Source organism: uncultured Clostridium sp., from assembly GCF_910588715.1.
Taxonomy (GTDB): Bacteria; Bacillota; Clostridia; order Clostridiales; family Clostridiaceae; genus Clostridium.
On record NZ_CAJURG010000001.1, the window covers coordinates 702692 to 728746 of the forward strand.

At 26.9% G+C, this 26055-nt stretch carries 25 protein-coding genes and 1 riboswitch; of the genes, 2 read left to right on the forward strand and 23 right to left on the reverse strand.

Features of this window, described 5'->3' with window-relative positions; genetic code table 11:
- Positions 1-21: 21 nt before the first annotated feature.
- Together nifJ and QZ321_RS03470 are read right to left on the reverse strand one after the other, a co-directional pair.
- On the reverse strand, positions 22-3540 hold the full coding sequence (gene nifJ, locus QZ321_RS03465) for a pyruvate:ferredoxin (flavodoxin) oxidoreductase (RefSeq protein WP_291749592.1): 3519 nt from the start codon (positions 3538-3540) through the stop codon (positions 22-24).
- A 182-nt stretch (positions 3541-3722) separates the two neighbouring features.
- Positions 3723-4271, reverse strand: a complete 549-nt coding sequence (locus QZ321_RS03470) for an isochorismatase family cysteine hydrolase (protein WP_291749596.1) — start codon at positions 4269-4271, stop codon at positions 3723-3725.
- Positions 4272-4487: 216 nt separating this feature from the next.
- Between QZ321_RS03470 and QZ321_RS03475 the strand changes: the two genes are divergently transcribed.
- Positions 4488-5327 (forward strand): undecaprenyl-diphosphate phosphatase, encoded by an 840-nt coding sequence (locus QZ321_RS03475; protein ID WP_291749599.1) that lies wholly within the window; start codon positions 4488-4490, stop codon positions 5325-5327.
- 120 nt (positions 5328-5447) lie between these two features.
- Here QZ321_RS03475 and QZ321_RS03480 read toward each other — a convergent pair whose 3' ends face one another.
- The 20 genes from QZ321_RS03480 to QZ321_RS03575 all read right to left on the reverse strand — a co-directional run bounded on the left by QZ321_RS03480 (position 5448) and on the right by QZ321_RS03575 (position 23616).
- On the reverse strand, positions 5448-7097 hold the full coding sequence (locus QZ321_RS03480; RefSeq protein ID WP_291749602.1) for a HAMP domain-containing sensor histidine kinase: 1650 nt from the start codon (positions 7095-7097) through the stop codon (positions 5448-5450).
- A gap of 282 nt (positions 7098-7379) precedes the next feature.
- Positions 7380-7640: a metal-sensing transcriptional repressor gene (locus tag QZ321_RS03485; RefSeq protein ID WP_291741126.1), complete on the reverse strand. Its 261-nt coding sequence runs from the start codon at positions 7638-7640 to the stop codon at positions 7380-7382.
- A gap of 205 nt (positions 7641-7845) precedes the next feature.
- Positions 7846-8796, reverse strand: coding sequence for a TDT family transporter (locus QZ321_RS03490; protein WP_291749605.1), 951 nt, complete (start codon positions 8794-8796; stop codon positions 7846-7848).
- Positions 8797-9045: 249 nt separating this feature from the next.
- A complete protein-coding gene (locus tag QZ321_RS03495) occupies positions 9046-9504 on the reverse strand; it encodes an MOSC domain-containing protein (protein ID WP_291741130.1) in 459 nt (152 codons plus the stop codon).
- Between the two features lie 4 nt (positions 9505-9508).
- The gene (gene moaA / locus QZ321_RS03500) at positions 9509-10480 is read right to left on the reverse strand and encodes a GTP 3',8-cyclase MoaA (RefSeq protein WP_291749608.1); all 972 of its coding nucleotides are present in this window, start codon (positions 10478-10480) and stop codon (positions 9509-9511) included.
- Between the two features lie 17 nt (positions 10481-10497).
- Positions 10498-10974 carry a cyclic pyranopterin monophosphate synthase MoaC gene (gene moaC / locus QZ321_RS03505; RefSeq protein ID WP_291749611.1) on the reverse strand — a complete coding sequence of 159 codons (477 nt, stop codon included), beginning with the start codon at positions 10972-10974 and terminating at the stop codon, positions 10498-10500.
- Between the two features lie 20 nt (positions 10975-10994).
- Positions 10995-12011, reverse strand: a complete 1017-nt coding sequence (locus tag QZ321_RS03510) for a molybdopterin-binding protein (RefSeq protein ID WP_291749613.1) — start codon at positions 12009-12011, stop codon at positions 10995-10997.
- A gap of 20 nt (positions 12012-12031) precedes the next feature.
- Complete coding sequence (locus tag QZ321_RS03515) at positions 12032-12523, reverse strand: MogA/MoaB family molybdenum cofactor biosynthesis protein (protein ID WP_291741139.1); 492 nt, start codon at positions 12521-12523, stop codon at positions 12032-12034.
- On the reverse strand, positions 12523-13098 hold the full coding sequence (locus tag QZ321_RS03520) for a molybdenum cofactor guanylyltransferase (protein ID WP_291749616.1): 576 nt from the start codon (positions 13096-13098) through the stop codon (positions 12523-12525). Before QZ321_RS03520 ends, QZ321_RS03515 begins: the two co-directional genes overlap by 1 nt.
- Positions 13099-13110: 12 nt before the next feature.
- Entirely contained in the window at positions 13111-14316 is a 1206-nt protein-coding gene (locus QZ321_RS03525; RefSeq protein WP_291749619.1) for a molybdopterin molybdotransferase MoeA, read from the reverse strand.
- A gap of 123 nt (positions 14317-14439) precedes the next feature.
- Positions 14440-14575, reverse strand: a riboswitch (molybdenum cofactor riboswitch).
- Positions 14570-15079, reverse strand: coding sequence for a molybdopterin-guanine dinucleotide biosynthesis protein B (gene mobB, locus QZ321_RS03530; protein WP_291741142.1), 510 nt, complete (start codon positions 15077-15079; stop codon positions 14570-14572). Its footprint overlaps the riboswitch before it by 6 nt.
- 134 nt (positions 15080-15213) lie before the next feature.
- Complete coding sequence (locus QZ321_RS03535; protein ID WP_291749623.1) at positions 15214-16440, reverse strand: FAD-dependent oxidoreductase; 1227 nt, start codon at positions 16438-16440, stop codon at positions 15214-15216.
- Complete coding sequence (locus QZ321_RS03540) at positions 16440-16847, reverse strand: 4Fe-4S dicluster domain-containing protein (protein WP_291749627.1); 408 nt, start codon at positions 16845-16847, stop codon at positions 16440-16442. Before QZ321_RS03540 ends, QZ321_RS03535 begins: the two co-directional genes overlap by 1 nt.
- Positions 16848-16860: 13 nt before the next feature.
- The gene (locus QZ321_RS03545; RefSeq protein ID WP_294196221.1) at positions 16861-18948 is read right to left on the reverse strand and encodes a molybdopterin oxidoreductase family protein; all 2088 of its coding nucleotides are present in this window, start codon (positions 18946-18948) and stop codon (positions 16861-16863) included.
- Positions 18949-19151: 203 nt separating this feature from the next.
- Positions 19152-20018, reverse strand: coding sequence for an SDR family oxidoreductase (locus tag QZ321_RS03550; RefSeq protein WP_294196224.1), 867 nt, complete (start codon positions 20016-20018; stop codon positions 19152-19154).
- Positions 20019-20210: 192 nt separating this feature from the next.
- Positions 20211-20897, reverse strand: coding sequence for a hypothetical protein (locus QZ321_RS03555; RefSeq protein ID WP_291746584.1), 687 nt, complete (start codon positions 20895-20897; stop codon positions 20211-20213).
- A 108-nt stretch (positions 20898-21005) separates the two neighbouring features.
- Positions 21006-21188: a bacterioferritin-associated ferredoxin gene (locus tag QZ321_RS03560; RefSeq protein WP_291746586.1), complete on the reverse strand. Its 183-nt coding sequence runs from the start codon at positions 21186-21188 to the stop codon at positions 21006-21008.
- Between the two features lie 101 nt (positions 21189-21289).
- Positions 21290-22129 carry an NAD(+) diphosphatase gene (gene nudC, locus QZ321_RS03565; protein ID WP_291746588.1) on the reverse strand — a complete coding sequence of 280 codons (840 nt, stop codon included), beginning with the start codon at positions 22127-22129 and terminating at the stop codon, positions 21290-21292.
- A 304-nt stretch (positions 22130-22433) separates the two neighbouring features.
- The gene (locus QZ321_RS03570) at positions 22434-23000 is read right to left on the reverse strand and encodes a zinc dependent phospholipase C family protein (RefSeq protein ID WP_291746591.1); all 567 of its coding nucleotides are present in this window, start codon (positions 22998-23000) and stop codon (positions 22434-22436) included.
- A gap of 478 nt (positions 23001-23478) precedes the next feature.
- Entirely contained in the window at positions 23479-23616 is a 138-nt protein-coding gene (locus QZ321_RS03575) for a hypothetical protein (RefSeq protein ID WP_291746594.1), read from the reverse strand.
- A 152-nt stretch (positions 23617-23768) separates the two neighbouring features.
- Between QZ321_RS03575 and QZ321_RS03580 the strand changes: the two genes are divergently transcribed.
- Positions 23769-25148 carry a GntP family permease gene (locus tag QZ321_RS03580; RefSeq protein WP_291746597.1) on the forward strand — a complete coding sequence of 460 codons (1380 nt, stop codon included), beginning with the start codon at positions 23769-23771 and terminating at the stop codon, positions 25146-25148.
- Between the two features lie 149 nt (positions 25149-25297).
- On the opposite strand, the gene QZ321_RS03585 is transcribed toward QZ321_RS03580, so the two are convergent.
- Positions 25298-26053 (reverse strand): ABC transporter ATP-binding protein, encoded by a 756-nt coding sequence (locus QZ321_RS03585; RefSeq protein ID WP_291746599.1) that lies wholly within the window; start codon positions 26051-26053, stop codon positions 25298-25300.
- Positions 26054-26055: the final 2 nt, after the last annotated feature.

Here is a 26055-nt window from a genome sequence, read left to right on the forward strand (position 1 = left end):
GCTCTTTAACTTTTTATACTTTTACTTATCTTGTGCTAACTTTTTATAATTTTCTAATCTTTCTTTAGCATCTTTTTCTGTTTTATCAAATAATTCTTCTGCTAATTCTGGGAATACCTTAGCTAAAGCTGCATATCTTACTTCTCCCATTAGGAAATCCTTAAAGTTTGCTTTTGGTTCTTTAGAATCTAAAGTAAATGGATTCTTTTCTCCCTTAAGAGTTGGGTTATATCTATAAAGATTCCAATATCCACAATCTACAGCTTTCTTTTGTTCATCTGGTGTATTGCTCATACCGTTTTTAATTCCATGGCTAATACATGGTGCATAAGCAATTATTAATGATGGTCCATTATAATTTTCAGCTTCTGTAATGGCTTTTATAGTTTGATTTTTATCTGCTCCTAAAGATACTTGAGCTACATATACATAACCATAGCTCATTGCCATCATACCTAAATCTTTCTTCTTAGTTCTCTTACCTGATGCTGCAAATTTTGCAATTGCTGCAGTTGGAGTTGATTTAGATGCTTGACCTCCAGTATTAGAGTAAATTTCTGTGTCAAATACAAGGACATTTACATCTTCATTACTAGCAAGAACATGATCTAATCCACCATATCCAATATCATATGCCCAACCATCTCCACCAAATATCCATTGTGATCTCTTTATGAAGAATTCCTTATCCTTTAAAATTTCTTTTGCAATTTCATCATTACATTCATTTAATGCAGCTTCTAATTTATCTGCTCTTTCTCTTGAACCTTCTCCAACATCTTTATTATTTAACCAATCTTGCATTGCTTCTTTTGCACTACCACATAAATTTTCATCTAATGCCTTTTTAATGTTTGAAGCAATTCTTTCTCTTATTGTTTTAACTCCCATGAACATTCCTAGTCCATATTCTGCATTATCTTCAAATAATGAGTTAGCCCATGCTGGACCATGCCCATTTTGATTTTTTGTATATGCAGTTGCAGCACCTGAAGATGCCCAGATAGAAGAACATCCTGTTGCATTAGCAATTACCATTCTATCTCCAAATAATTGAGTAACTAATTTTGCATATGGAGTTTCTCCACATCCTGCACAAGCTCCTGAGAACTCTAAAAGTGGTTGTTCAAATTGACTACCTTTAACAGTATTTTTATTCATAGGATTCTTTTTATTCTTAATACTTTCTACTGAGTAATTCCATGCTTCTATTTGATCATGTTGTGAATCAGCTGGCTTCATTATTAAAGCCTTTCCTGGTGCAGGACATACTTCTGCACAATTTGAACATCCTGTACAATCTAATGGAGTTACACCAATTGTATAGAAATAAGGTTTTTCACTCTTAACACCATTTGCTTTTAATTTTTTAAAACTTGCTGGAGCATTACTTGCCTCTTCTTCTGTTGATAAGAAAGGTCTTATACTTGCATGTGGACATACATATGAACATTGATTACATTGTATACAATTTTCTGGTATCCATTCTGGGACATTAACTGCAATTCCCCTCTTTTCATATGCTGTAGTACCATGCATAAATGTTCCATCTTCAATATTATTATTTACAAAAGCTGAAACTGGTAAATTATTTCCTTGAAGTTTATTTATAGGAATACATATATCTCTAACAAAATCAGGAACAGGCATCTTTTCTTCAACCTTATCATCCTTTGCATCTTTCCAGCTATCTGGAACATTTATTTTAACAACTGATTCAAGCCCTTTATCAATTGCAGCATAGTTCATATTTACAACTTTTTCACCTTTTTTACCATAAGATGTTACTACTGCATCTTTTAAATACTTAATAGCTTCATCAACAGGAATTATATTAGCAAGTTTAAAGAATGCTGCTTGCATTATCATATTAATTCTTCCACCAAGACCTATTTCTTGTGCTATTTTAACTGCATTAATTGTGTAGAAATTAATATTCTTCTCAGCTATGTATCTCTTCATTTCAGCTGGTAATCTATCATTTAATTCTTCTTCATTCCAAATAGTATTTAATACAAATACTCCATTTTCTCTTAATCCCTCAAGAACCTTATATGAATACACATAAGATTGATTATGACATGCTACAAAATCAGCTTTATCTATTTCATAATGTGACTTTATAGGATTTTTTCCAAATCTTAAATGTGAAATAGTTATACCACCTGATTTTTTTGAATCGTATGCAAAATATCCTTGAGCATACATATTAGTATGGTCACCTATTATTTTTATAGCATTTTTATTTGCACCAACTGTACCATCAGATCCAAGTCCCCAGAATTTACATGCTGTTGTTCCTTCTATAGCTACATCTACTTCTTTGATAGGCTTTAATGATAAATTTGTTACATCATCTTCTATTCCAATAGTAAATGTATTCTTAGGATTTTCACTATTTAAATTATCATATATTGCTGCTATATCAGCAGGATATGGGTCCTTAGAACCTAAACCATATCTACCACCAATTACTTTAGGTGGATTATCCATTTCATTAACTGCTCTTAATACATCTAAATATAATGGTTCTCCAATTGAACCTGGTTCTTTAGTTCTATCTAATACAGCAATCTTTTTAGCAGAGTTTGGTATAGCATTTAATAATCTTTCTATACTAAATGGTCTATATAATCTAACTTTAACTAAACCAACCTTTTCTCCCTTATTTCTTAAGTAATCTATAGTTTCTTCTATAACTTCATTTACAGATCCCATAGATATTATAATTCTATCAGCTTCTGGATCTCCATAATAATCAAAACAATGATATTCTCTTCCTGTTAATTCAGTAATTTTATTCATATATTCTTCAACAACAGTAGGAATATCATCATAATATTTATTTAAAGATTCGCATAATTGGAAATAAACATCAGGATTTTGAGCTGTTCCTCTAGTAACTGGATGATTTGGATTTAATGAATTATTTCTAAAACTCTCAAGAGCATCATAATCCATAAGTTTTCCTAATTCATCATATTCTAAAACTTCTACTTTTTGAATTTCATGAGATACTCTAAATCCATCAAAGAAATTAACAAAAGGCATTTTCGCCTTAATAGCTGATAAGTGTGCTACAGGTGATAAATCCATAACCTCTTGTACTGACCCTTCTGCTAACATTGCACATCCTGTTGCTCTTGCTGCCATAACATCTTGATGATCACCAAAAATACTTAAAGAAGATGTTGCTAATGCTCTTGCTGCAACATGAATAACTGCTGGTAATCTTTCTCCAACCATCTTATACATATTAGGTATCATTAATAGTAATCCTTGTGAAGCTGTATATGTAGTTCCTAATGCACCACTTTGCAATATTCCATGAAGTGCTCCCGCTGCCCCTGCTTCTGATTGCATCTCTACAACTTTTACAGTTTGATTAAATATATTTTTCTTTCCTTGAGCAACCCATTCATCTACATGCTCTGCCATAGGAGATGAAGGTGTTATTGGGAAAATTGCACTTACTTCTGTAAAGGCATATGATATATAAGCAGCTGCGGTATTTCCGTCCATTGTCTTCATTTTTCTCATGTCTTTTCCTCTCTTTCATTAATCATTTTAATCCTATTATGTCCTACATAAATTTTTCATTCTTTAATAGTATTTAAAAAATAAAAAATATTATGTATTTTTAATAAAAGAGTTTTTCCTTATAAATAAGCCATAAGTTAAAATTTCTATAACAAAAAAGAATGCAATTTATGCATTCTTTTTTAACTTATTCTATTTTTCACCTTAACTTGTAATGATTCAATTACATCTAAAGTCTTTTCATGTAAGCCTTCATCAAAGCTTGCACATAAACTTGCATCTACCGAAATTTCTGCATTTATATATTGTGATTGGAATGTAACTACATTACTTAACACACATATGTTAGTTACAACCCCTACTATTTCAATATATCCTATATCTTCTCCTATTTTTTCCACTATATTAATCATATCTTTTGGAGAAATTCCAAAAGAGTGTTTATTTATATGAGTAATATTTTTATTATCTTTAAACTCTTGTAATTTTCCATATAAATCATGACCTTTAGTATTAATTATACAATGAGATACAGGTAAGTTTTTTCCTTCTCTTGTATTTAAATACTCTTCAGTATGAGTATCGTATGTAAAAATCACATTATCTCCAGCATTTAAGTATTCCTTAACTTTATTATATATACCTTCTTCTAATTGCTCTGCCTTTTTAAATCCTAAAGCTCCATTAACAAAATCATTTTGATAATCAATTACTACTAATAACTTCTTCATGTCCTCTTCCCCACTTAATTTATAAAATATATATTATAATTTTACTCTATAATTTTACTTATGTATATACAGTATTAAACTTTTATACATAATTATTAGAATTTCTACCCAAATTTATTAAAATTTTATTATAATTTACTATTTTTCCTTTAATAAATTATTATTATTATATATAATAGAAAAGTAATTAAATTTAGTTATAATGGAGGTAATTAGATGGAGTTTTTAGAAATTATAAAAGCCATAATTCTTGGTATAGTTGAGGGTATTACAGAATGGCTTCCTATTAGTAGTACTGGGCATATGATCTTAGTAGATGAATTCTTAAAATTAAATGTTTCTGAAGAATTTATGGAAATGTTTTTAGTAGTTATACAGCTTGGTGCTATCTTTGCAGTTATTTTATTATATTGGAAGAAAATCTTTCCTTTTAAATTTGATAACGGAATTAAAATAGAAAAAGATACATTAATAATGTGGGTTAAAATAGTAGTTGCTTGTATTCCTGCTGCTATTGTAGGACTTTTATTTGATGATCAGCTTAATGCATTATTCTATAATCCTACAACAGTTGCCATAATGCTTATTATATTTGGTATTTTATTTATAATAATAGAAAACTACAATAAAGGTAAAAACCCTAAAATTAATAGTTTAGCAGAAATAACTTATACAGTAGCAATTATGATTGGTCTTTTCCAACTTATCGCAGCAGTTTTCCCTGGAACTTCTCGTTCTGGTGCAACTATAGTTGGAGCTTTACTAATTGGTGTGTCTAGAACTGTAGCAGCAGAATTTACTTTCTTCCTTGCAATTCCTGTTATGTTTGGAGCTAGTGCTTTAAAGCTTGTTAAATTTGGAATACAAACTGGATTTGTAATGACAGGAAACGAATTAGCAATATTATTAGTAGGTAGTATTGTTGCATTTATAGTATCAATACTTGCTATTAAATTCTTAATGTCTTATATCAAAAATAATGACTTTAAGGTTTTTGGTTGGTATAGAATAATATTAGGTATAATTGTACTTTTATATTTCTATGTTATATTATAATTTTAAAGTAAACTTATATAAAATAAATTTTTATATAGTATATTAATAAAATTTATATATAATTAAAAGGAGCTATATAATATTTTTAATATTATATAGCTCCTTTTTTATAAAACTTATTTAATATAATTCATAAATATCAGAAAACTCTATATGTATTTTTTGAACTAATGGTTTATTATCTGCATCCATTACCTTATTATCATTTTCTTCTTCGTTTTCAATTCTGACATTAGGTAACTTAACAACAAATTCACTACCTTTTTCTACATTACTTTCTAGGTATACTTGTCCATCATATAACTCAACTAAAGATTTAACTAAAGCTAATCCTATACCGCTACCCTCTTTTTTTCTATTAAAAGATTTGTCTTCTTGTACAAATCTTTTAAATATTTCTTCTTGAACATCTTTTGATATTCCTACTCCATCATCCTTAACTCTTATAGTAACATAATTATCATCAGCATCCATTAAAACACATATATTACCATCATTATTAGTAAACTTAACAGCATTTGAAATTAAATTTAAAATAACTCTTTCTATACTTTCTGGATCACATCTTATTTCTAATTCTTCTATAAATGTATCGAATAATACATTTATATTTTTAGATTCTACATATGGAACAATTGATAATGTTATGTCTTCAACTAAATCAACAATTTCATAATTAACAAAATTTAAATTCATATATCCAGAATCTATTTTTGTAATATCAACTAAATTATTTACAAGTCTTAATAACCTATAACAATTTTGCTTTATTGTATTATCATATTTATTATAAGAATTCCATAAAGATTTTTCTCCTTCCTCTTTATTTATATCTAATAATTGAACACAAGAATAAATTATATTAATTGGAGTTTTTATTTCATGAGATAAATTTGCAAAAAATTGTCCTTTTGCTTTTTCAACTTCTTTTATTTCTTTATATTTTATTTTTAACTTCTGAAAATCATTTATTTGTCTATTTAACCTAATACTTTCTTCAATCCTTCTTATAATTTCAATATATAATCCAGTAAGTAATATAAGATACGCAATAAAAGTTAGTACCTTATTATATTCAACAATATTATTGTTATAATTATTATATATAGAATAATAAAAAACTCTTCTAATACTAAATATACTAATGGTTGAAATAAAAATTGTATATATAAACTCTTTTTTTCTTATGCATCTTATAGCTAATAAAAATAATAATACTGTATAATACACTAATATATTTATTTGAAATACATTCCAAATAAATGGATTTTTTCTATGAAAGAATTCATTTAGTCCTAATTTTACCTCTATATATATAATGATAATATTAAGTAGTAATGCTATAATTACTGAAAGCTTTTTATTTTCAGTAATTCTTTTTACAGATTTACCATCATTAAAAATTGCAATAGTTAATAAAAATATTCTAAAAATGAATGGAAAGTTTATTAAACATTGTGATAGTTCTAAATTTACTCCAATATAATTTACATAAATATACTCAATAAAAATACTTATATATGATAGAGTTAATATGAAAAATTCGTTATTTCTATACATATAATAATATAATAAGCAACACGGAATTGCTATAATACCTATAACAATATTAATTGAATTTAAATCTTTAAGAATTGGCAGAGAATTTATTTTATTAATATCAATTACTCTTATAGCTATAAGTGAAAATAATAAAAACACTATAGTACCCATAAGCATATAACCAATATACTTTTTGCTTCTCTCTTCATAAATTGTAGTTTTATTCATTTTTCAACTCCTTACTTCATTTTTATTTATTTTTCAACTTTCTCACTATTGATTTTAACATAAATTTCATAACTTTATCCACAAATTTTAAAATCTAATTTAATTTCTGCTATAAAATCCAATTTTAGTAACGCAATAATTTTATAACAATTTTATAAAAATAAAAAAATTAAGAATACATTTTATTAAATTTAATAAAGTGTATTCTTAAATTTAGAACTAAGTCTCCTAAAGATAAAGAATTTCTAGGAAGATATCTTTCAATATATATTTTTAAAATAACTATTTTGAGATCTTTTCAAATAAATTTATAATTTCATTTATTTTTTCATCTCCATTGCTATTTAAAATAGCATCTTTTACACAGTGATCTAAATGTCCTCTTAATATTTCTATATTAGATTTTTTTAATAATGATTGAACTGCAATTATTTGATTAGAAATATCAATGCAATACCTTCCATCTTCAATCATTTTAATTATTCCTTCAATTTGTCCCTTTGCTATTTTAAGACTTTGAATTGCTTTTTTTCTTTCTTCCATAAATTCCTCCAAAATCATTACCTCAAAACGGTAACATGGTTTTATTATAAAAAATTTATTTTATAAGTCAATATATTATTATTGTTTGTTACTTTTATTTTTATATAATCTTTCAATTTTAAATTTAACTTTTATATAAAAATAATTATTTATATAAAGAAAGCTTCTAGTTTTAAGATAACTAGAAGCTCTTTTATTAATTATATTATTTATTTTTATAACTATCTACTAACATCATAAAGAATTTAAATAGTACAACTGATATTATACCTGTAGTAATATATAATTGTATTCCTGATATTTGCTTAACAATATTTCCAAAAGTCTCATATCCTTGACCTGTTAAATATGCAGCCATTTTAGTTGATGCTACTATTCCTATAGCCATAGGGAATGTAAGTCCTGCAAACCCTGGATGGAATATAAATGAGAAGAATTTTGGTAACTTAATTAATATAAATATTAATGCACAAATTACTGCAAAGTATAAGTAATATACTATAAACTTATTAGGTGTTTCAATAAAGTTAAGGTAACTTACTAAGCAAAGACTTGATGGTGCAAGTACAATTGCTTGAGTATGGAACATTGGATCTTTTAACTCATGTTTTGCTAATCTATAAATCATAAATGGTATTATAATTGTAAATACAGCAATTCCATAATAAACAACAATTTTCCCTATTAATGGTTCATTCATTACTCCTCCAACAACAGTTGAAACCATGATACCATTATAAGTAACAAACCAACTTGGAACAAAAGTTTGCATATTAACGCCTTTTATAACGTTTCTATATGTAAAAACTAAAATATGAATTGCATGTAAAATTAAACCTGCAAACCATAATGTCTTACCGAATATTGGACTTGCATTATAAAAATAACTACCTAAAATCATAGTTATCATTGTAAATCCTGCATAAAGAGATGCTGGTATAGTATTAGAATATTCCTTAATACAAGTTTTAGGATATACAACTATTTTAGTTATATATGCTACTAATACTAAAACTGCAACCCATGCAGTTATATGCCTTACCCATGTATAACCTAGGTTAGAATAAACAGTAGATAAAGTTAATGCCCCTACCATTGTTGGCAATACTGGAACTGGCATGTTCTGAATTTTTTGTAATAATGACTTATTATTCATAATTCCTCCTAAAAATAATGATATTAATAATAAAATAAAGTCTCTATTTATTTTGCTCATTTACACTTAGTTTAATCTATTTGTTAATTTTTTCACTTTAAAAATAACAATTTTACTAATCTTATCTTGAACAATTTAAATTATATCTATCTTTCAATATCTAGTATGTGATTTTTATCACAATATTGTTAATTTCTAAATTATTTTTATATATAAAAAAATTGAGATGTGAAAACACATCTCTTAATATTATAAACTTAATATCTTTTTATCACTTTTAACTAAAGTAACCTCGTCTTCAAGTTTTACTTTTCCACCCTTTAATACTCTTGTAAATATACCATTTTTAGGCATTATGCATTCACCAACTTGATAATAAATTGCACATTTATCATGACATTCTTTACCAATTTGAGTAACTTCTAATAAAACTTCATCACCTACTGTTAATCTTTGCCCTATTGGTAATTTATTTAATTCAAAGCCTTCAATAACTAAATTTTCTCCAAAGGCTCCAAAATCAACATTTCCACCTTTATTTCTAAAATCCTCAATTTTTTCTAAAGCTAAAAGGCTTACTTGTCTGTGCCATTTCCCTGCATGTGCATCTCCCTCTATTCCAAACTCCTCTATAAAGTTTGCTTCTGAAACTTCATTCTTAAGAGTTCCTTTATGTTTACTTGTACATATTGCTATTACTTTTCCCACTTTATTATCCTCCAATTTGATTCATAAATTTCAATTCTTTATGATCACTTTTTTCTAAAAATAAATGTTTTTCAGGCTTATCATAAATATTATCGTAAATTATGTTTTTAAGTTCTTCATCACTTATATCTTCTCTAAGTTTGCTTTTTAAATCTACTCCATAATTAAAATGTAAACATTGCTTTAAAAAGCCTTCTGGAGTTAATCTAACCCTATTACATTCCTCACAAAAACAATTACTAATTGCACTTATAAACCCAATTTTACCTTTTCCATCTTTTAGTTTTATATATGATGCAGGTCCACCACTTTTGCTTCTAATCACTTCTTCATATTCTTTATAATTTTCTGATATAATTTTTAAAACTTCCTCATTAGTAACACCTTTATAATTAACTGCAATACCTATTGGCATAAGCTCTATAAATCTAATATCTATAGGCCTTTCAAGTGTCAGTTTTACAAAGTCTAATATCTCATCTTTATTTATATCATTAACTATAACAGTATTTAATTTAACTTTTAACCCTAATTCAATAGCTTTATCTATTGCCTTTAAAACTTTTTTTAACTTTCCTACACGTGTTAGCTTATTAAATCTTTCTTCTTTTAAAGAATCTAAACTAATATTAACTCCTTTAAGTCCATTAGCTGATAATTCCTCTATCATATCTGCAAGTAAAATACCATTTGTAGTTAAATAAATTTCCTCAATTCCTTGAATAGTATTTATTTTACTTATTAATTTAACAATATTGGGTCTAACTAATGGTTCTCCACCAGTTATTCTAATCTTTTTTATGCCTAAACCCGCACTTGCTTTTATAACTTTATATATTTCATCATCAGTTAATTTTTCATCACCTTTTAAAAATGTATTGTTCTTTTCGTCCATGCAATAAATACATCTTAAATTGCAATTATCAGTTACTGATACCCTTAAATAATCTATTTCTCTACCAAACTTATCTTTCATTTTAATTAAAGGGTAATTTAAAAGTTAAACTCCCCACTCTTTCCTCCTGTTTTTTTAAGCAAATGAGTTTCTTCTATAACCATTCTCTTGTCTACAGCCTTACACATATCATAAATAGTTAATGCAGAAACCATAGCTGCTGTTAATGCTTCCATTTCAACACCTGTTTTATCAACTATTTTTACTGTAGCCGTTATTTTTATATAATTTTCTTCTCTATTTATATCAAAATCCAAATTACAACTTGTAATCATTAAAGGATGGCACATAGGAATTAAATTTGATGTTTGTTTACTAGCCATTATTCCTGCAACTCTAGCAACCCCTAATACATCCCCCTTTCCAATTTTACCAGCTTCAATAAGACATAATGTTTCTTTGCTTACTCTAATTTTAGAAACTGCTATTGCAACTCTTGCTGTTTCATTTTTTTCAGAAACATCAACCATTCTAGCATTCCCACTATTATCAAAATGTGTTAACTTATTATCCATATTTCCTCCTAAGATTTTATCTATTTACCAAATGAGCAATGTGGAAATGTACAAACATTACAATCTAAACATAATCCACCATGACCGTATTCTACTATATCTTCTATTGTTAATCTTTCATTACTTAATATTCTAGGCAATACTAAATCTAAAACTGTTCTCTTAGAATACATAGCACAACTTGGAACTCCTAATATTGGAGTATCTTTATGATAAGCTAGTAAAAACATGGCACCTGGAAGAACTGGAGAGCCATAAGTTACAAGTTCTCCTCCACATTCTTTTATAGCTGTAGGCGTTACATCATCTGGGTCTACTGACATTCCACCAGTGCATATAATCATATCTACCCCTTCTGATAAGCCCTTTTGAATTTCTTCAATTATTCTTTCCTTTTCATCAGGTAAAATTACTTGTCTTACAACTTCACTACCATAATATCCTAGTTTTTTCTTTATAACTGGTAAAAAGGCATCCTTAATTCTTCCTTTATATACTTCATTCCCTGTAGTTATTAAAAGACATTTTTTAGACTTTATCTCTGATACGCTTATTATTTTTTCCTTAATTAAATTTTCAGCATTTATAATTTTCTCTTCATCTATAATTAATGGAATAACTCTTGTTGCCCCAACCTTTTCACCCTTTTTAATAGGTGTATTATTATGTAATGTTGATACTATTATTTCTCCAACTGAATTTAATTTAAATAGGTTAGATTTATCTATTTTTAAAACTCCATCTATATCAGCAAAAAAGTCTACTTTTCCTTCCTTAATTTCATCTGAAAGTTTAATTCCATCTCCAACAACTAAATTTGATATTCTTGTTGCAGCATCATTTTCATGAAGTTGCCCTTCAACTGGTTCCCATACATATACATGCTCTTTTCCTATTGATAATAACTTTTCAATGTCTTCCTCTTTAATTATATGACCTTTTTTAAAAAGTCTTCCTTTAAACTCACCCGGAATTATTTGAGTTACATCATGAGATAATATAGTTCCTATAGCATCTTGAACTCTTATCATTTTCATCTTTAAATCTGCCTCCCTCTTTATTTTCTAGCACAATCCTTTGAAGTTCCTAATAATATATCAATTCCATGTTTAATATCGTCTAATACATAATCTAATGCTTCTTTACACGCCTTAGGACTTCCTGGCAAATTAACTATCAAAGTATCTTTTCTTATTCCTGATACAGCTCTTGAAAGCATTGCTCTTTTTGTAATTTGCATACTATACATTCTAATTGCTTCGCATATTCCTGGTGCTTCTCTTTCAATTATATCTCTTGTAGCTTCTGGAGTAATATCTCTTTTAGAAAATCCAGTTCCACCAGTGCTTAACACTAAATTAACCTTAAGTTCATCACTCATTACTTTAAATTCATTTGCAAGCATTTTTCTATCATCAGGTAATATAACTTGTTTTACAACAGTAAATCCAGCAGCTTCAACTAATTCTTTTATTATCTCTCCACTTTTATCTTCTCTTTCTCCTGCATATCCTTTATCACTACTTGTAATTATTCCAACAGTATACATTAAACATCCTCCAATTCTCTATATTCCTTTTCCGTATTTATATTAGAAAAATCCCTCTCTATAAATTTATTTTTACAGTCACCTTCAATTACTTTAAAATTTAATGATTTTATTAATAATTGAAGCTTATTATTATTTTTCCTTATTGCCTCTTCAAGCTTAGTAACAATTTTTTTAGAGTATATGCTACATAAAGGTTGCATCTTTTCATTAACCTTTGGTACTAGCACATCATATTCTTCACTAAGATTTCCTATAATATTTAATGTATCTTTGGTAATAAGTGGCATATCACAAGCAACACATAAAACCTTATCTGTACTTGAATTAATAAGTGCTGAATGTATTCCGCTTAATGGACCGTTTCCCTTATATATATCTTTAACTACTCTTACATTAAAATCCTTATATTCTTCTATATTATTTGAAACTATAATTATTTCCTTATACTCTTTACCTGCTTCAATTATATGTTCAATAAATTTTTTCTCTTTATAACTTAGTAGTGCCTTATTATTATAATTCATTCTACTACTTTTTCCACCAGCTAAAATAGCCAAAGTTTTATTTATCATAAATATATCTCCTTAAAACTTTATGATATCTACTATTTCTCCTGCCCTAAGCCCCTCACTTCCACCTTGAACCTCAATCATACAATTTGAGTTTAAATTTGAACTTAATATTCCGTTTCCACTTTTAACTTGAGTTATATATACAACTTGTTTTCCATCTTCAATTTCAGATCTTGCTCTAATAAATCTTCTATTTGGACTTTTCTTACTAAAATTATCAGACAATATTGCTTTTTCTCTTTCTATCTTAATTTCATTATAACCACACATTTTTCTTAATGAAGTTTTTACAAATAGCTCAAATGCTGTTAAAGCCGCTGTAGGGTTTCCCGATAAACTAATAACCAAAGAATTATTCACTTTGCTACAAAGCACAGCTGATCCTGGTTTAATTTTAACTTTCCAAAATAGTCTTTTTCCATCAATATTATCTATAACTTCATTTAATAAGTCCTTATCTCCAACCGAAACTCCACCAGTAGTAATTATTATATCCATATCATTAGAAAGCCTACTTATGCACTCACCAATTTGACTATCTATATCTTTTACATGAGTTGTATAATCAATATTAAATCCTAACTCTTTAATTCTAGAAATTATGCTATACTTATTACTATTAAATATTTTTCCTGGTATTAATTTTTCTCCTATATCTATAACTTCATCACCAGTACTAATTAAAGCAATTTTAGGAAGCTTATAAACTTTAACTCTTTCTATTCCTGTACTTGCAATAATTCCTATATCTGCAAAATCTAATTTTTTACCCTTACTAACTAATAATTTTCCTTTTTTTATATCTTCACCCTTAAAACAAACATTTTCATTTTCTTTTAAAGTTTTATTTAAAATGATAAAGTTATTATCAATTAAAGTAACATCCTCTTGCTTAATTACTGCGGTTGCTCCCTTTGGTATAGGCGCTCCTGTCATTATTCTAACGGCAGTTTTTGATATAACTTCACTATTACATACTTCTCCTGCAAAAACCTTATCTATTATCTTAATCTTTTCTTTAAAGTTACTATCATTTGCTATTACTGCATATCCATCCATTGCTGATTTATTAAATGGTGGATTATCAATTTTAGAATATACATCCTCTGATAATACTCTATTTATTCCATTTATTAAATCAACTTCTTCAGTTTCTAAATGCTTAACATTATCATTTAATATACTTATTGCTTCTTCTAACAATATAAATGACTTCATTTACTCACCTCTTAAATAAAAATTGACTTATTACTTCATATTTTAGGTATGAGTAATAAGCCAATTTTAAATATAAAAACCAAAACTATTGGTTTTAAATTAACTAGTAAATAATTAAATATATCTAAATCAACTTATTTTCCTTCCCAAAATGTGGAGATAATATCTTTTCAAATATTACCCTTAAATTATAAAAATTTCGGCATAAGCTCCATAGACTATATCCTTAGGACACTTAGCTCTAGAAAATATTTTATTGATAATTTTCAAATTTAAATTCTTTCTCTTTTTCAATTAAGTCTGCAAGCCTTTTATAATCTTCTTTATTAACTACTGTTAAATTATAATCTTCTATATCAATATCACTTGCAACTGCAATAATTTTTTCAATAGGAGTTATTATTTTATTGCTTACTCCACTTCTAAATACTTCTATTTTTCTTAAATTACTATTTTTATATCCCTCAACTAAAATAATATCTTTATCTAATACCATTTTAATAATATCATTAAGTTCAGTTTCTTCCTTTAATTCTTTTATCATTGCCAATCTATTTTTAGAAGAAATTATTACAGTTTCTGAACCTGCTTTTCTATGCTTATACGTATCTTTTCCCTTTTTATCTATATCAAATCCATGTACATCATGTTTTATAGTAGCTATACTATATCCCCTAAATTTTAGTTCTTTTATTAATCCTTCAAGCAAATAAGTTTTTCCAACATTAGAACTTGAACCAACTATATTAACTACCTTGGACATTAATTTCATCCCTTATATTATATTTTTAGTTTGCATTATATAGTTTTTTATTTGTTTTGTAAATAGCTATTTAAATTTAATAAGTTAGAGGAGAAAATAAATTTCTTCCTCTAACTTATTTTAATTTTAAAATCTTATTTATAACTAAACTCAAAATTCTTTTCTATATTAAAGAAATCTGCATAATCTATATCAAATAAACTTTTAGTTACCTTAGAAACATCAATATTTTCTTTTATAAGCTGAGTTAAAACTCCTGCATAAGATAAATCACCTTGAATTATAGCACCATAAATTTTTCCTTCTTTATGAATTATCTTTTTATAATTGTCTCCTTCAACTTGAGTTTCAACTATATAAGTTTCATCAGCTGGTTCTACCATACCAAGTGACATTGTAGCAATGTTAACAAAGTTCATTGTATTTTTGCTTCCAAAGAAATCAGTCATAACACTTTCTTTTCCTAGCATATTATTTGCTGCTATTATACCTTCCTTTACAGCTGTTGGCCATATTGGATTTCTACCAGTTACATCACCAGCTCCATATATATTTTCAATGTTAGTCTTTCCCTTTGCATCAATTATTAATCCAAATCTGTCACATTCAACATTACTATTTTCCATAAATGAAATGTTTGATCTAACACCTGTAGCAACTATTACTAATTCACATGGAACTTCTTCACCTGTATTTAATAATAAAGCTTTAGGATTATTATTTCCATCTAAAAGTAATTTTTCTGCTTTAACGCCTAATTTTAAAAAAACACCTTCTTCAATAAACTTCCTTTCATAAACATCTGAGGCATGTTTATCTAATTGAAGTGGAAGTATTTTATTACTCATTTCAACTAAAGATATATTTAATCCTTGTCCAAGTAATCCACTTACTGCATCTATTCCAACAAGTCCTGCACCTAAAACTACTACATTTTTAACCTTTTTAGCTTGCTCTTTTATTAATATAGCATCATCTAAATTTCTTAATCCAACCACGTTGTTTGCTTCTCTAAGTCCTGGAACTGGTGGTATAAATGCAGATGCACCACTACAAATTAATAATTTATCATAGCTTAAAGTTTCTCCATTTGATAATTCTAAAACTTGTTCTTTATCATTAAGAGATATAACCTCTAACCCCTTCATCCAAGTTATATTATTTTCTTCAAAAAACTCTTTACTTGTAAAGTTTAATGCATCAACATCTCTATGATTTGAAATATAATGATGAAGTATGCATCTTGAATATACATTTTCATCCTTTGATATTAATACTATTTCAGCATCTTTATCTAATTCTCTTAAAGTTTTAGCTCCACTTATACCAGCAGCAGAGGCTCCTATAACTACATATCTCATTACTTAGTTACCTCCTCTAATGTAATTGCTCCCATTGGACATTTAGCAACACATTGCGCAGTGCCATGCGCCTTACATGCATCACATTTCATTATTTCTTTATGTGCTCTACTATCAGCTTTTAAAACTCCGTAAGGACATGCCATTATACACATATAGCAACTAGCACAATGATCCTTATTATATTCAACTAATCCAGTTTCTTTATTTTTACTCATAGCACCTGTCATACAAGTATAAACACATTCTGGTTTATCACAATGTCTACAGAAAATAGGTGCATATTTACCTGAGCTATCGATTGTTATTCTGCTTCTTGTATCCTCTGATTCATGGGCTACAATACATGCAGTTGTACAAGTTAAACAACCTACACATTTTTCTCTATCTATTTTAATTCTTTTCATATTTAGTCACCCTCTACTTTTTAATGATATTTACTGCAACTGTTTTAAATGATGGTTCCTTTGAATATGGATCATAAACTGAAGGAGTAAGTGCATTTGTTTCAATATAATGAATTGGAGCATATAAATGATTTTTCTTAACATTATCAGATATCTTTATAGTGAAATCCTTAGTTACTCCATTTTGAGAAGCTATGCTAACTCTTTCGTTTTCAGTTATATTTAATTCCTTTGCTAACTCTGGATTCATAAATGCATAAGATACTTTAGAATAAATTCTTTCTGACTCATCAATTTCTCTTGATCTTACACTAGTATGCCATTGCCCTACTGTTCCTCTTCCTGAATTAAATATATAAGGGAATTCTTCACTTGTTTTAGTTGGATTTTCAGCTATATCTTCAAAGTGGAATTTAGCTTTTTTAGATGGAGTATAATAATTACCATCTTCATATAATCTTCTTTCGTCATCAGTTAAAGCTTCCCCAGCTCTAAATGGCCATTGAACTCCTCTTGATCCTTCCATATTTTTTCCTTCTAACATTTCATAAGTTACACCTGTTATATCACAAGGCATTCCTTTAGAACATTTCTTTAATAATTCAAAGGCAGATCTTGGAGTTTCCCATCCATTTAATAAATCTCCCATTCCAAGTTCTTTACCTATGTTATAGAAAATTTCAAAATCTGATAATTCTCCTTCTTCTTTATCAATTACAGGATTAACCTTTGATAATCTTCTTTCAGTATTAATTAATACCCCTTCTTTTTTAAGTGCAGGTACTGAAGGTAGATATAAATCACAAAGCTTAGCACTATCAGTATCTTCATATATATCTTGAACAACAAAGAAATCTAAGTTCTTAACACACTTTTCAAATTCTTCATTATTTGCCCATGAATGTCTAGGATTTGTACAAATTACCCATAATCCTTTAATTTCACCTGCAATAGCTTTTTCAATTATAGCATTATAAGGAATTGTTGGTTTTGTAGCTAAAGCACTTTCATCTACTCCTAAAGCTTCTGCTACAGCTTTTCTACGTACTGGATTATCAAAATCTCCACCGCCAAATAATCCTGCTGTATTACTAAATGCTCTTGATCCCATAGCATTACATTGACCTGTTAAAGAGTTTGCTCCTGTACCTGGTCTACCAATATTTCCTGTTATTAATGCTAAGTTAATTATAGATTGAGCTGTTCTAACTGCTTGATAACCTTGGTTAACTCCCATTGTCCACCAAAAAGATACTCTTTCTCCTGCATGAATTATTTCTGCAAGCTCTATAACTCTTTCTGCACTTATTCCAGTTTCAGCTTCAACTTTATCTAAAGTAAACTTGGAAACATGTTTTTTAAATTCTTCATATCCTTCTGTATGATTTTCTATATAATTAACATCAATATATCCTTTTTCTATTAATACATTTGCTAAAGTATACATTAATACTAAGTCAGCTTTTGGTTTAATATCTATCCATATATCTGAATTCATAGCCGTTTCTGACTTTCTTGGATCTATTGTTATTATCTTTGCATCTTTATTCTCTCTAATACGTCCCCAAAATACTGGATGAGCTATAACTGGATTTGCCCCAATTAAAATTATTGTATCTGAAAGTTCCGCATCATTTAATGTATATGGTGGAGCATCAAATCCAAAACTTTGTTTATGTGCAACTACTGATGTAGCCATACATAATCTTGTATTACCATCTCCGTTTATTCCCATATAGTTTCTACCTACATGTCCTAGTAAAGCCATATCTTCAGTTGGCATTTGTCCTGTACTAATAAAAGCAACACTTTCTTTACCGTACTTTTCTTGAATGCTTGTCATTTTTTTAGCAAATGTTTTAAATCCTTCTTCCCATGAAATTTCTTTCATTTCTCCATTTTCATCTCTTAATAAAGGATTCTTTCTTGCTTTAAACTTTGTTTGTTGCTTGTCTAAATTTAATCCCTTTATACAACAAAAACCTTTATTTACAGGATAATCAACTGTAGGTGAAACCTTAGCTATTTTACCATTTTCTACATAAAAATCTATATTACATGCTAATGCACATAAATTACATGTTGATTGAATCTTCTTCATACTACTTCCTTCTCCAATTCACAATTTTAATAAACTCTATATTCAGTATAATTTCAGATTAATTGTAACATTAAAGAGGTTCTCTAACTGTGATTATAATCACAAATTTTCAGTTTTATTGTCATTATTTTAACAATATATCTCAATCGATAAAAAATAAGCTATTAAGTTATTTATTATTAAACTTAATAGCTTATTACAATTTAACTATTTACTATTTCTCCTCCATTTATATGAATTGTTTGACCAGTAATATATGATGCTGCATCTGAAGCTAAAAATACATATGCTCCAGCACATTCAACTGGTTGACCTGCTCTTGCCATAGGTGTATTTGCTCCAAACTGTGGTATTTCTTCTGCTTTAAAACTCGATGGAATTAAAGGTGTCCATATTGGTCCTGGTGCAACTGCATTAACTCTTATTCCAGATTTATTTTTAGCCAAAGATGTTGATAATGATCTAGTTAATGTTACAATTGCACCCTTAGTCATAGAATAATCTATTAACTTTTCATTACCTGCATAAGCAGTAACTGATGCAGTATTTATTATACATCCTCCTGATTTCATATATTTTAATGCTGATCTAGTCATGTAAAAAGTTCCATAAATATTAGTTTTTACTGTTTTATCAAATTGTAAATCTGTAATTTCTTTAAAATCCTTACATTCATATTGAACAGCTGCATTATTAACTAAAATATCTATCTTTCCATATTCCTTAATAACCGATTCTATAACATCAATGCAAAACTTACTATCTGCTATATCCCCTTGAATAATAGTACATTTTCTACCAACTTCTTCAATAAGCTTTTTAGTATCCTCTGCATCTTTTAACTCATCATAATATATAATAACAATATTAGCCCCTTGATAAGCATAAGCTAAAGATACAGCTCTTCCAATCCCACTATCCCCTCCTGTTATTATTGCAACTTTATCTTTTAATAAATCGCCTTTTTTAATATAGTTTTCATCATAATAAATAGGTGCTGGGTTCATTATACTTTCAAATCCTGGATGCTTATCTTGATGTTGTGCTGGAAAACTAGTTGGAAAATTCATATTATCACTCCTAATAATAATTTATCTAATAAAATTTATTATTAGTAACTTTTACTTTTATAATACATAATAAAAAAGAGTATATACTATTGTTTTTTAATTCAATAGTATATAACTCATTTTTTAGATATAATTTTTATTCATAACCTACATAAAATTTTATTTTCAAATATCTAATTTTTAATAAAAATATTATCTTATTATATTTCCATCGGCTCCTACTAATTCGTTTTTAGTTAAGACATTTTGATAACCTTTTGTGGATTTTGTACTATTCTCCTTAAACACGCCGTATCCATTTCCTAAAATATGATATGTATTATCCCTTTGCTTTAATAAGATAAATACATATTCATCACCTACACTTAAATCATAATCATGATTAGATGTATAATCTATATAAGTGTCTAAAGCTTCTTTAGGTAACTTATCATATTCTAATTTTTTTATTGCATCTTCTGTCATAGTTTTCATAACTTCAGATATTTTAACTTGTCCACCTACTAGATATACTTTTTCTAAGTTTTCCAAACCATCTCCTACTAATACATTATTAACTGAAATATTTACTGGTGTAAAAGGATGTGGATTTGAATAGTTTTCTTCAACCTCTAAAAATAAAGCTTCTTCAATAGAATTTACTTTTGCTTTTACTACAAAAATATCATCTAAGTTTTGAAATACTCTTTTTGTATCAGCAGGGTCCACAACCCAATTTCTTTCAATAGTTACTGTTCCATAAATTTCCCTATTCTCATCATTTGAAAAAGTAAGTGAGTTATCTTCCTGAGATTTATTAATATACTTAAATTCTCTATTTGGTACAAAAGCTAACCCTAAGATAATTGAAGTAGTTATTGCTAAAAGTTTTAACTTCAATTTATTCACCCCCTATATATAATTATATTAATTAAAATTTAAAGATTCAAACAACAAAACCCATCATAGAAATAATTTCTATAATGAGTTTTTAAATTAAATACTAATCTAATCTTTCTTTAGTAATTCATCAACAGTAGCCTTAGCTTTTGATAAACATGAACCGCAACCTTTTCCACAATTAGTTACAGCTTGAACTTCATCAAATGAAGTTGCACCATTTTCTATTGCTCTTTCTATATCCTCTACTGATACATTAAAGCAATAACATATTTTTTTATCCTTATCCATATAAATTTTCTCCTTATTTATTAAAGTATTCAATAAATATTTTAATCATTTTTACTAATACTATTCAAAATAACTTAATTAACTAAAATAATAAAAATTACCTATTTTAAAACATTATTTAAAATTTCATCTATAATTTTTCTAGCAATAGTATTTTCATCTGGCAGTATAGGTAAATTATCTTTACTATACCAATCAGCATGCATAATTTCCTTTCCATCAACCTTTATTTCTCCCCCATCATATTCAGCTATAAATCCAATCATAATAGAGTTTGGATATGGCCATGGTTGACTTGAAAAATATTTAATATTTTTTACTCGTATATTTACCTCTTCTAATACTTCTCTTTTTACTGCTTCTTCTAAAGTTTCATTTACATCTACAAATCCAGCTACATTACTATGTAAGCCCTTCGGAAAATTTTTATTATTTGCTAGTAATATAGTATTTTCCCTTGTTATTCCTACTATAATTGCAGGGCAAACCTGTGGATAACCCATATATCCACATTTACTACACTTCATTGCAAACTCATATCCTACAAATTCATTTTCTCCACCACATACTCCACAAAATTTATTAGTTTTATGGAAGTGAATAATTTGAGCTGCTCTTCCACAAACACTAAAAATATCTTTATCAATAAGTGAACTTCCCTGCCTTAATGGAATAAATTTTAATTCTCCTGATACCTTAACACAAGAATTTATTTCCCCGCAAAAACAATTCACTTCGTTAAGCTTCCCTAAATGATACATTATTTCAAGTCCATCAATTAAATTATTAATTTCTTTAAAAGTTGGAATAATTACTTTTCCCATATCTTCTTTAACTAAAATCATTTTATCTTGAAATAAAAAATATAAATCTTCATCTCTATTTCCATTTAAAAATTTAGGATCAGCAATAAAATTCATATAGTTATTGTTATTAATCATAAAATAAATCACCTCTACTCGTTTAAATTTATAAACTTCTCAATTTTATTTTGTCTTAATAAAACATTACCTTATAAAATCCAAAACTTAACTTTAAAATATTTTACTTACAATCATATATAATTGTATCTTTCCCCTAATTTATACTACTTATTTTTTCTTTTAAACTATAAAATACCTAATATAAAATAAACTTATATTTAAATTATATCATTAATATTAATTATCACTTAATATTTTTATAATAAAAAATGCAGTAATAGTATTTTTTATTACTATTACTGCTTACTATAGTCTTATTTAATTAAATATAAGATTCAAATACTTTTATAAAATGTTTTTGTGTTAAATATAAAAGCTGACAAATCATCTTTGTTGTATATAATATATCATTTACAGCATCTTCTTTTAAAGATAAATACTCTTGTCTAGTTAGCTTTAATTCTTCTAAATAATCCATAGAATCATCCATATTATCTAAAACATTTTCAAAAATATATCCATTATCTCTTAAAGTTTTTTTTAACTTTACATGTAAATTAAATTCATATGCAAAATGATTTTTCATATCCTTACCATAGTATTCTTCTAAATGATACTTACAAAAACAATCTCCTATATAATGAGCTATTTTCCCTATAATAAATGAGACTTCATTAATATCTAAATCGTTATTTTCAATGTAATTTTTATATTCAAGCATTTTATCTTTAGAAACACTATATGTGTGCTTAATCTTATTTCTTCTCTTGTGTAAATCAGGCTCTACACAACCGGCTAAAAATCTTTTTTTATCTAAACCTAAATTATATCTTTCATTGCATAAATTGTAACAATATAATCCTATTGCTAAATGTGTGTTTACTAACATAAGATTTCTCCCCTCGTTAGGATCTTAAAATAATATTTAATCCGAACAATATTATTATACAACATTTTTATTAATTTTGATTGTTATTTATTAAATTCTTTATTGATTATTATGTAATATTTTATTAATTTTAACTTTTATGTAAATATTATACCAAATATGTAATTTAATTTAAAGTAATTATAATTTTTATAATCATAAAAGCTAAATTATTTTAATTTAATATCTCAATATAATTTAATTAAATATTATTTTTATAATTATTTAGTATAAATAAAGTTATCGTATAATCTTTTCAAAAATGTAAATAATACAATAGGATGTAAAACATACTGCAATATATTTTACACCAAATTACAACTTTAGTTGTTTTGACAGATAGCAAAAAAATAGTAGCATACTACAAAGTAGGTGCTACTATTTTTTATAAACATTACTACAAAACTAAATTTTAAAATTCTCACTTAATATATTAATATTATTTTTTTAAAACTAATCCCTTACTTCTTATACAAGTACACTCCCTTGCTTCCTTTGTATGTAAACATTGATACTTTATCTTTTTAGGAGCTTCTATTTCTACTGTTTTTTTATCTTTTAACTCTTCTTTTTTCATTTTTTAATCCTCCGTTATATATAAATATAAAACTCTTTACTTATTGCAATTTTATTATATAATAATTATTATTCTTTAATATTTATTATATAATATTTTAACAATTAAGTACATATAATAAATTTAGTAAATTATAGATAAGGAGAAAACTAATGATAAGTTTAATCGGATTAATACTTTCTTTATCTCTTATTATGTTTTTAGCATATAAGGGGTATTCTACTATAATCACAGCCCCTATTATAGGGCTATTAACTCTGCTCATTTCTCTTGGACTTAATAGTCATTTAATGGCTAATTACACAGAGGTTTATATGAATGGATTTGCTAACTTTGTAAAAAGTTACTTTCCTTTATTCTTAACTGGAGCTATATTTGCAAAATTAATAGATGAAGTTGGTTATGGCAAATCTATAGCATCATTTATTACAACAAAACTTGGAAAAGATAAGGCAATACTTGCAATTGTTTTATCTGGAGCACTTTTAACCTATGGAGGAGTATCTTTATTTGTAGTTGCTTTTATACTATATCCCCTAGCAAATATATTGTTTAAAGAAGCTGATATACCTAAAAGACTTATACCTGGAACTATTGCATTAGGTGCATTTACTTTTACAATGACGGCTATGCCAGGTTCACCTGAAATTCAAAATGTTATACCAATGAGTTATTTTGGAACAGATACATTTGCCGCTCCATTAATTGGATTACTAGCAAGTTTTATAATGCTTACACTTGGATTACTATGGCTTACAAAAAGAGCTAAAAAAGCTAAAATACTAGGTGAGAGCTATGGAAATCATAATGATGTAAATAAAATTGATTCTAATGAAAAATTACCTAATATAATTGAATCTATTATACCTATTTTAATAATATTTATAACAAACTTTTTACTTTCAAAATTTTATTTTCCTAATACTAATGGAAGCTATTTAAATCAATATGGTGTTACATTAGATAAAGTTTCTGGAACTTGGAGTGTAATAATAGCTATAGTTATTTCAATAATTTATATTATATTATTAAATTATAAAAAACTAAAAAATTTAAATGAATCATTAAGTGAAGGAGCAAAAAACTCTTTTCTTCCTTTATTAAATTCTAGTGCTATAGTTGGATATGGAAGTATAATTAAAGCATTGCCTATTTTTGCTTCAATACAAACTAGCATAATGAACATTTCTTCTAACCCAATTATTTCAGAAGCCATTTCTGTAAATATAATTTGTGGACTTACTGCTTCTGCTTCAGGGGGATTGGGAATAAGTTTATCTGCACTTGCTCCAACTTTCATAGAAATGAGTAAAGATTTATCTATTTCCCCAGAATTATTACATAGAATTGCTTCTTTATCATCAGGAGGATTAGATACTCTTCCTCATAATGGTGCTGTTATAACTACTTTAGCTATTTGTGGATTAACGCATAAAGAAAGCTACAAAGATATATTTGTAACCTCTGTAGCTATACCAATTTTAACAACAATAATCATAGTAATAATAACTTCATTAAAATTTGCTTTTTAATTGATAAACTTTAATGTAATAATAATTATCAAATATAAAAAGCTATACCTTTTTTATTAATTGGCATAGCTTTTATTTTTTTAATTTAAAGTTTAAATTAAAACTATGATTTAAATTAGATATTTAATGTTTATAACAATTTATATTTACTACTTCCATTTTTTTAAGGCTTCCACCATAAATTCCTTTACATCTACTCCATAAACTTCTTTTAACTTTTCTCCATTTAATACTTCTTTAGGAGTTCCTGAAATGATAACTTTTCCTTCATTCATCATTACTACTTTTTCTCCAAAAGTTTGAACTAAATTTAAATCATGTAAAACAGCAACAACAATTTTATTATTTTCTTTAGTCCATTTATTTAAATAATCTAATATTTCTATTTGACATTTTAAATCTAAATGATTTGTGGGCTCATCTAAAAGAATTACATCTGGATCTTGTGCAAAAGCTCTAGCTAAATAAACTCTTTGCAATTGCCCTCCTGATAATTCGCTTATTAATTTATCTTTAATATCACTTAACCCTACACTAGCTATACTTTTAATAATTATTTCATTATCTTTTTTATTTATCTTTGAAAATACTCCTTTTAAATGTGCATATCTCCCTAAGGCAACTGTTTCATAAACTGTATAAGGAAAATATATATTACTAGCCTGACTCATTAATGCAACATTCTTTGCTAAATCTTTTCTATTTAACTTATTTACTTCCTTAGAATCAATTTTTATATTTCCTTTATAATCTAATAAATTAGCTATTGATTTTAAAAGAGTACTCTTTCCACATCCATTAGGTCCAACTATACAAAGGTTATTTCCACGTTTAACATTAAAGCTTACACCCTTAACAATTTCTTTGTTATCATATCCACATCTAACTTCATTTATTTCTAGCATTA

Bases quoted from the DNA above. Each gene is read 5' to 3' on its own strand.
- nifJ (WP_291749592.1), bottom strand. From the start codon at position 3,540: ATGAGAAAAATGAAGACAATGGACGGAAATACCGCAGCTGCTTATATA.
- QZ321_RS03470 (WP_291749596.1), bottom strand. From the start codon at position 4,271: ATGAAGAAGTTATTAGTAGTAATTGATTATCAAAATGATTTTGTTAAT.
- QZ321_RS03475 (WP_291749599.1), top strand. From the start codon at position 4,488: ATGGAGTTTTTAGAAATTATAAAAGCCATAATTCTTGGTATAGTTGAG.
- QZ321_RS03480 (WP_291749602.1), bottom strand. From the start codon at position 7,097: ATGAATAAAACTACAATTTATGAAGAGAGAAGCAAAAAGTATATTGGT.
- QZ321_RS03485 (WP_291741126.1), bottom strand. From the start codon at position 7,640: ATGGAAGAAAGAAAAAAAGCAATTCAAAGTCTTAAAATAGCAAAGGGA.
- QZ321_RS03490 (WP_291749605.1), bottom strand. From the start codon at position 8,796: ATGAATAATAAGTCATTATTACAAAAAATTCAGAACATGCCAGTTCCA.
- moaA (WP_291749608.1), bottom strand. From the start codon at position 10,480: ATGAAAGATAAGTTTGGTAGAGAAATAGATTATTTAAGGGTATCAGTA.
- moaC (WP_291749611.1), bottom strand. From the start codon at position 10,974: ATGGATAATAAGTTAACACATTTTGATAATAGTGGGAATGCTAGAATG.
- QZ321_RS03510 (WP_291749613.1), bottom strand. From the start codon at position 12,011: ATGAAAATGATAAGAGTTCAAGATGCTATAGGAACTATATTATCTCAT.
- QZ321_RS03515 (WP_291741139.1), bottom strand. From the start codon at position 12,523: ATGTATACTGTTGGAATAATTACAAGTAGTGATAAAGGATATGCAGGA.
- QZ321_RS03520 (WP_291749616.1), bottom strand. From the start codon at position 13,098: ATGATAAATAAAACTTTGGCTATTTTAGCTGGTGGAAAAAGTAGTAGA.
- QZ321_RS03525 (WP_291749619.1), bottom strand. From the start codon at position 14,316: ATGAAGTCATTTATATTGTTAGAAGAAGCAATAAGTATATTAAATGAT.
- mobB (WP_291741142.1), bottom strand. From the start codon at position 15,079: ATGTCCAAGGTAGTTAATATAGTTGGTTCAAGTTCTAATGTTGGAAAA.
- QZ321_RS03535 (WP_291749623.1), bottom strand. From the start codon at position 16,440: ATGAGATATGTAGTTATAGGAGCCTCTGCTGCTGGTATAAGTGGAGCT.
- QZ321_RS03540 (WP_291749627.1), bottom strand. From the start codon at position 16,847: ATGAAAAGAATTAAAATAGATAGAGAAAAATGTGTAGGTTGTTTAACT.
- QZ321_RS03545 (WP_294196221.1), bottom strand. From the start codon at position 18,948: ATGAAGAAGATTCAATCAACATGTAATTTATGTGCATTAGCATGTAAT.
- QZ321_RS03550 (WP_294196224.1), bottom strand. From the start codon at position 20,018: ATGAATTTTCCAACTAGTTTTCCAGCACAACATCAAGATAAGCATCCA.
- QZ321_RS03560 (WP_291746586.1), bottom strand. From the start codon at position 21,188: ATGGATAAGGATAAAAAAATATGTTATTGCTTTAATGTATCAGTAGAG.
- nudC (WP_291746588.1), bottom strand. From the start codon at position 22,129: ATGATTAATAACAATAACTATATGAATTTTATTGCTGATCCTAAATTT.
- QZ321_RS03570 (WP_291746591.1), bottom strand. From the start codon at position 23,000: ATGTTAGTAAACACACATTTAGCAATAGGATTATATTGTTACAATTTA.
- QZ321_RS03575 (WP_291746594.1), bottom strand. From the start codon at position 23,616: ATGAAAAAAGAAGAGTTAAAAGATAAAAAAACAGTAGAAATAGAAGCT.
- QZ321_RS03580 (WP_291746597.1), top strand. From the start codon at position 23,769: ATGATAAGTTTAATCGGATTAATACTTTCTTTATCTCTTATTATGTTT.
- QZ321_RS03585 (WP_291746599.1), bottom strand. From the start codon at position 26,053: ATGCTAGAAATAAATGAAGTTAGATGTGGATATGATAACAAAGAAATT.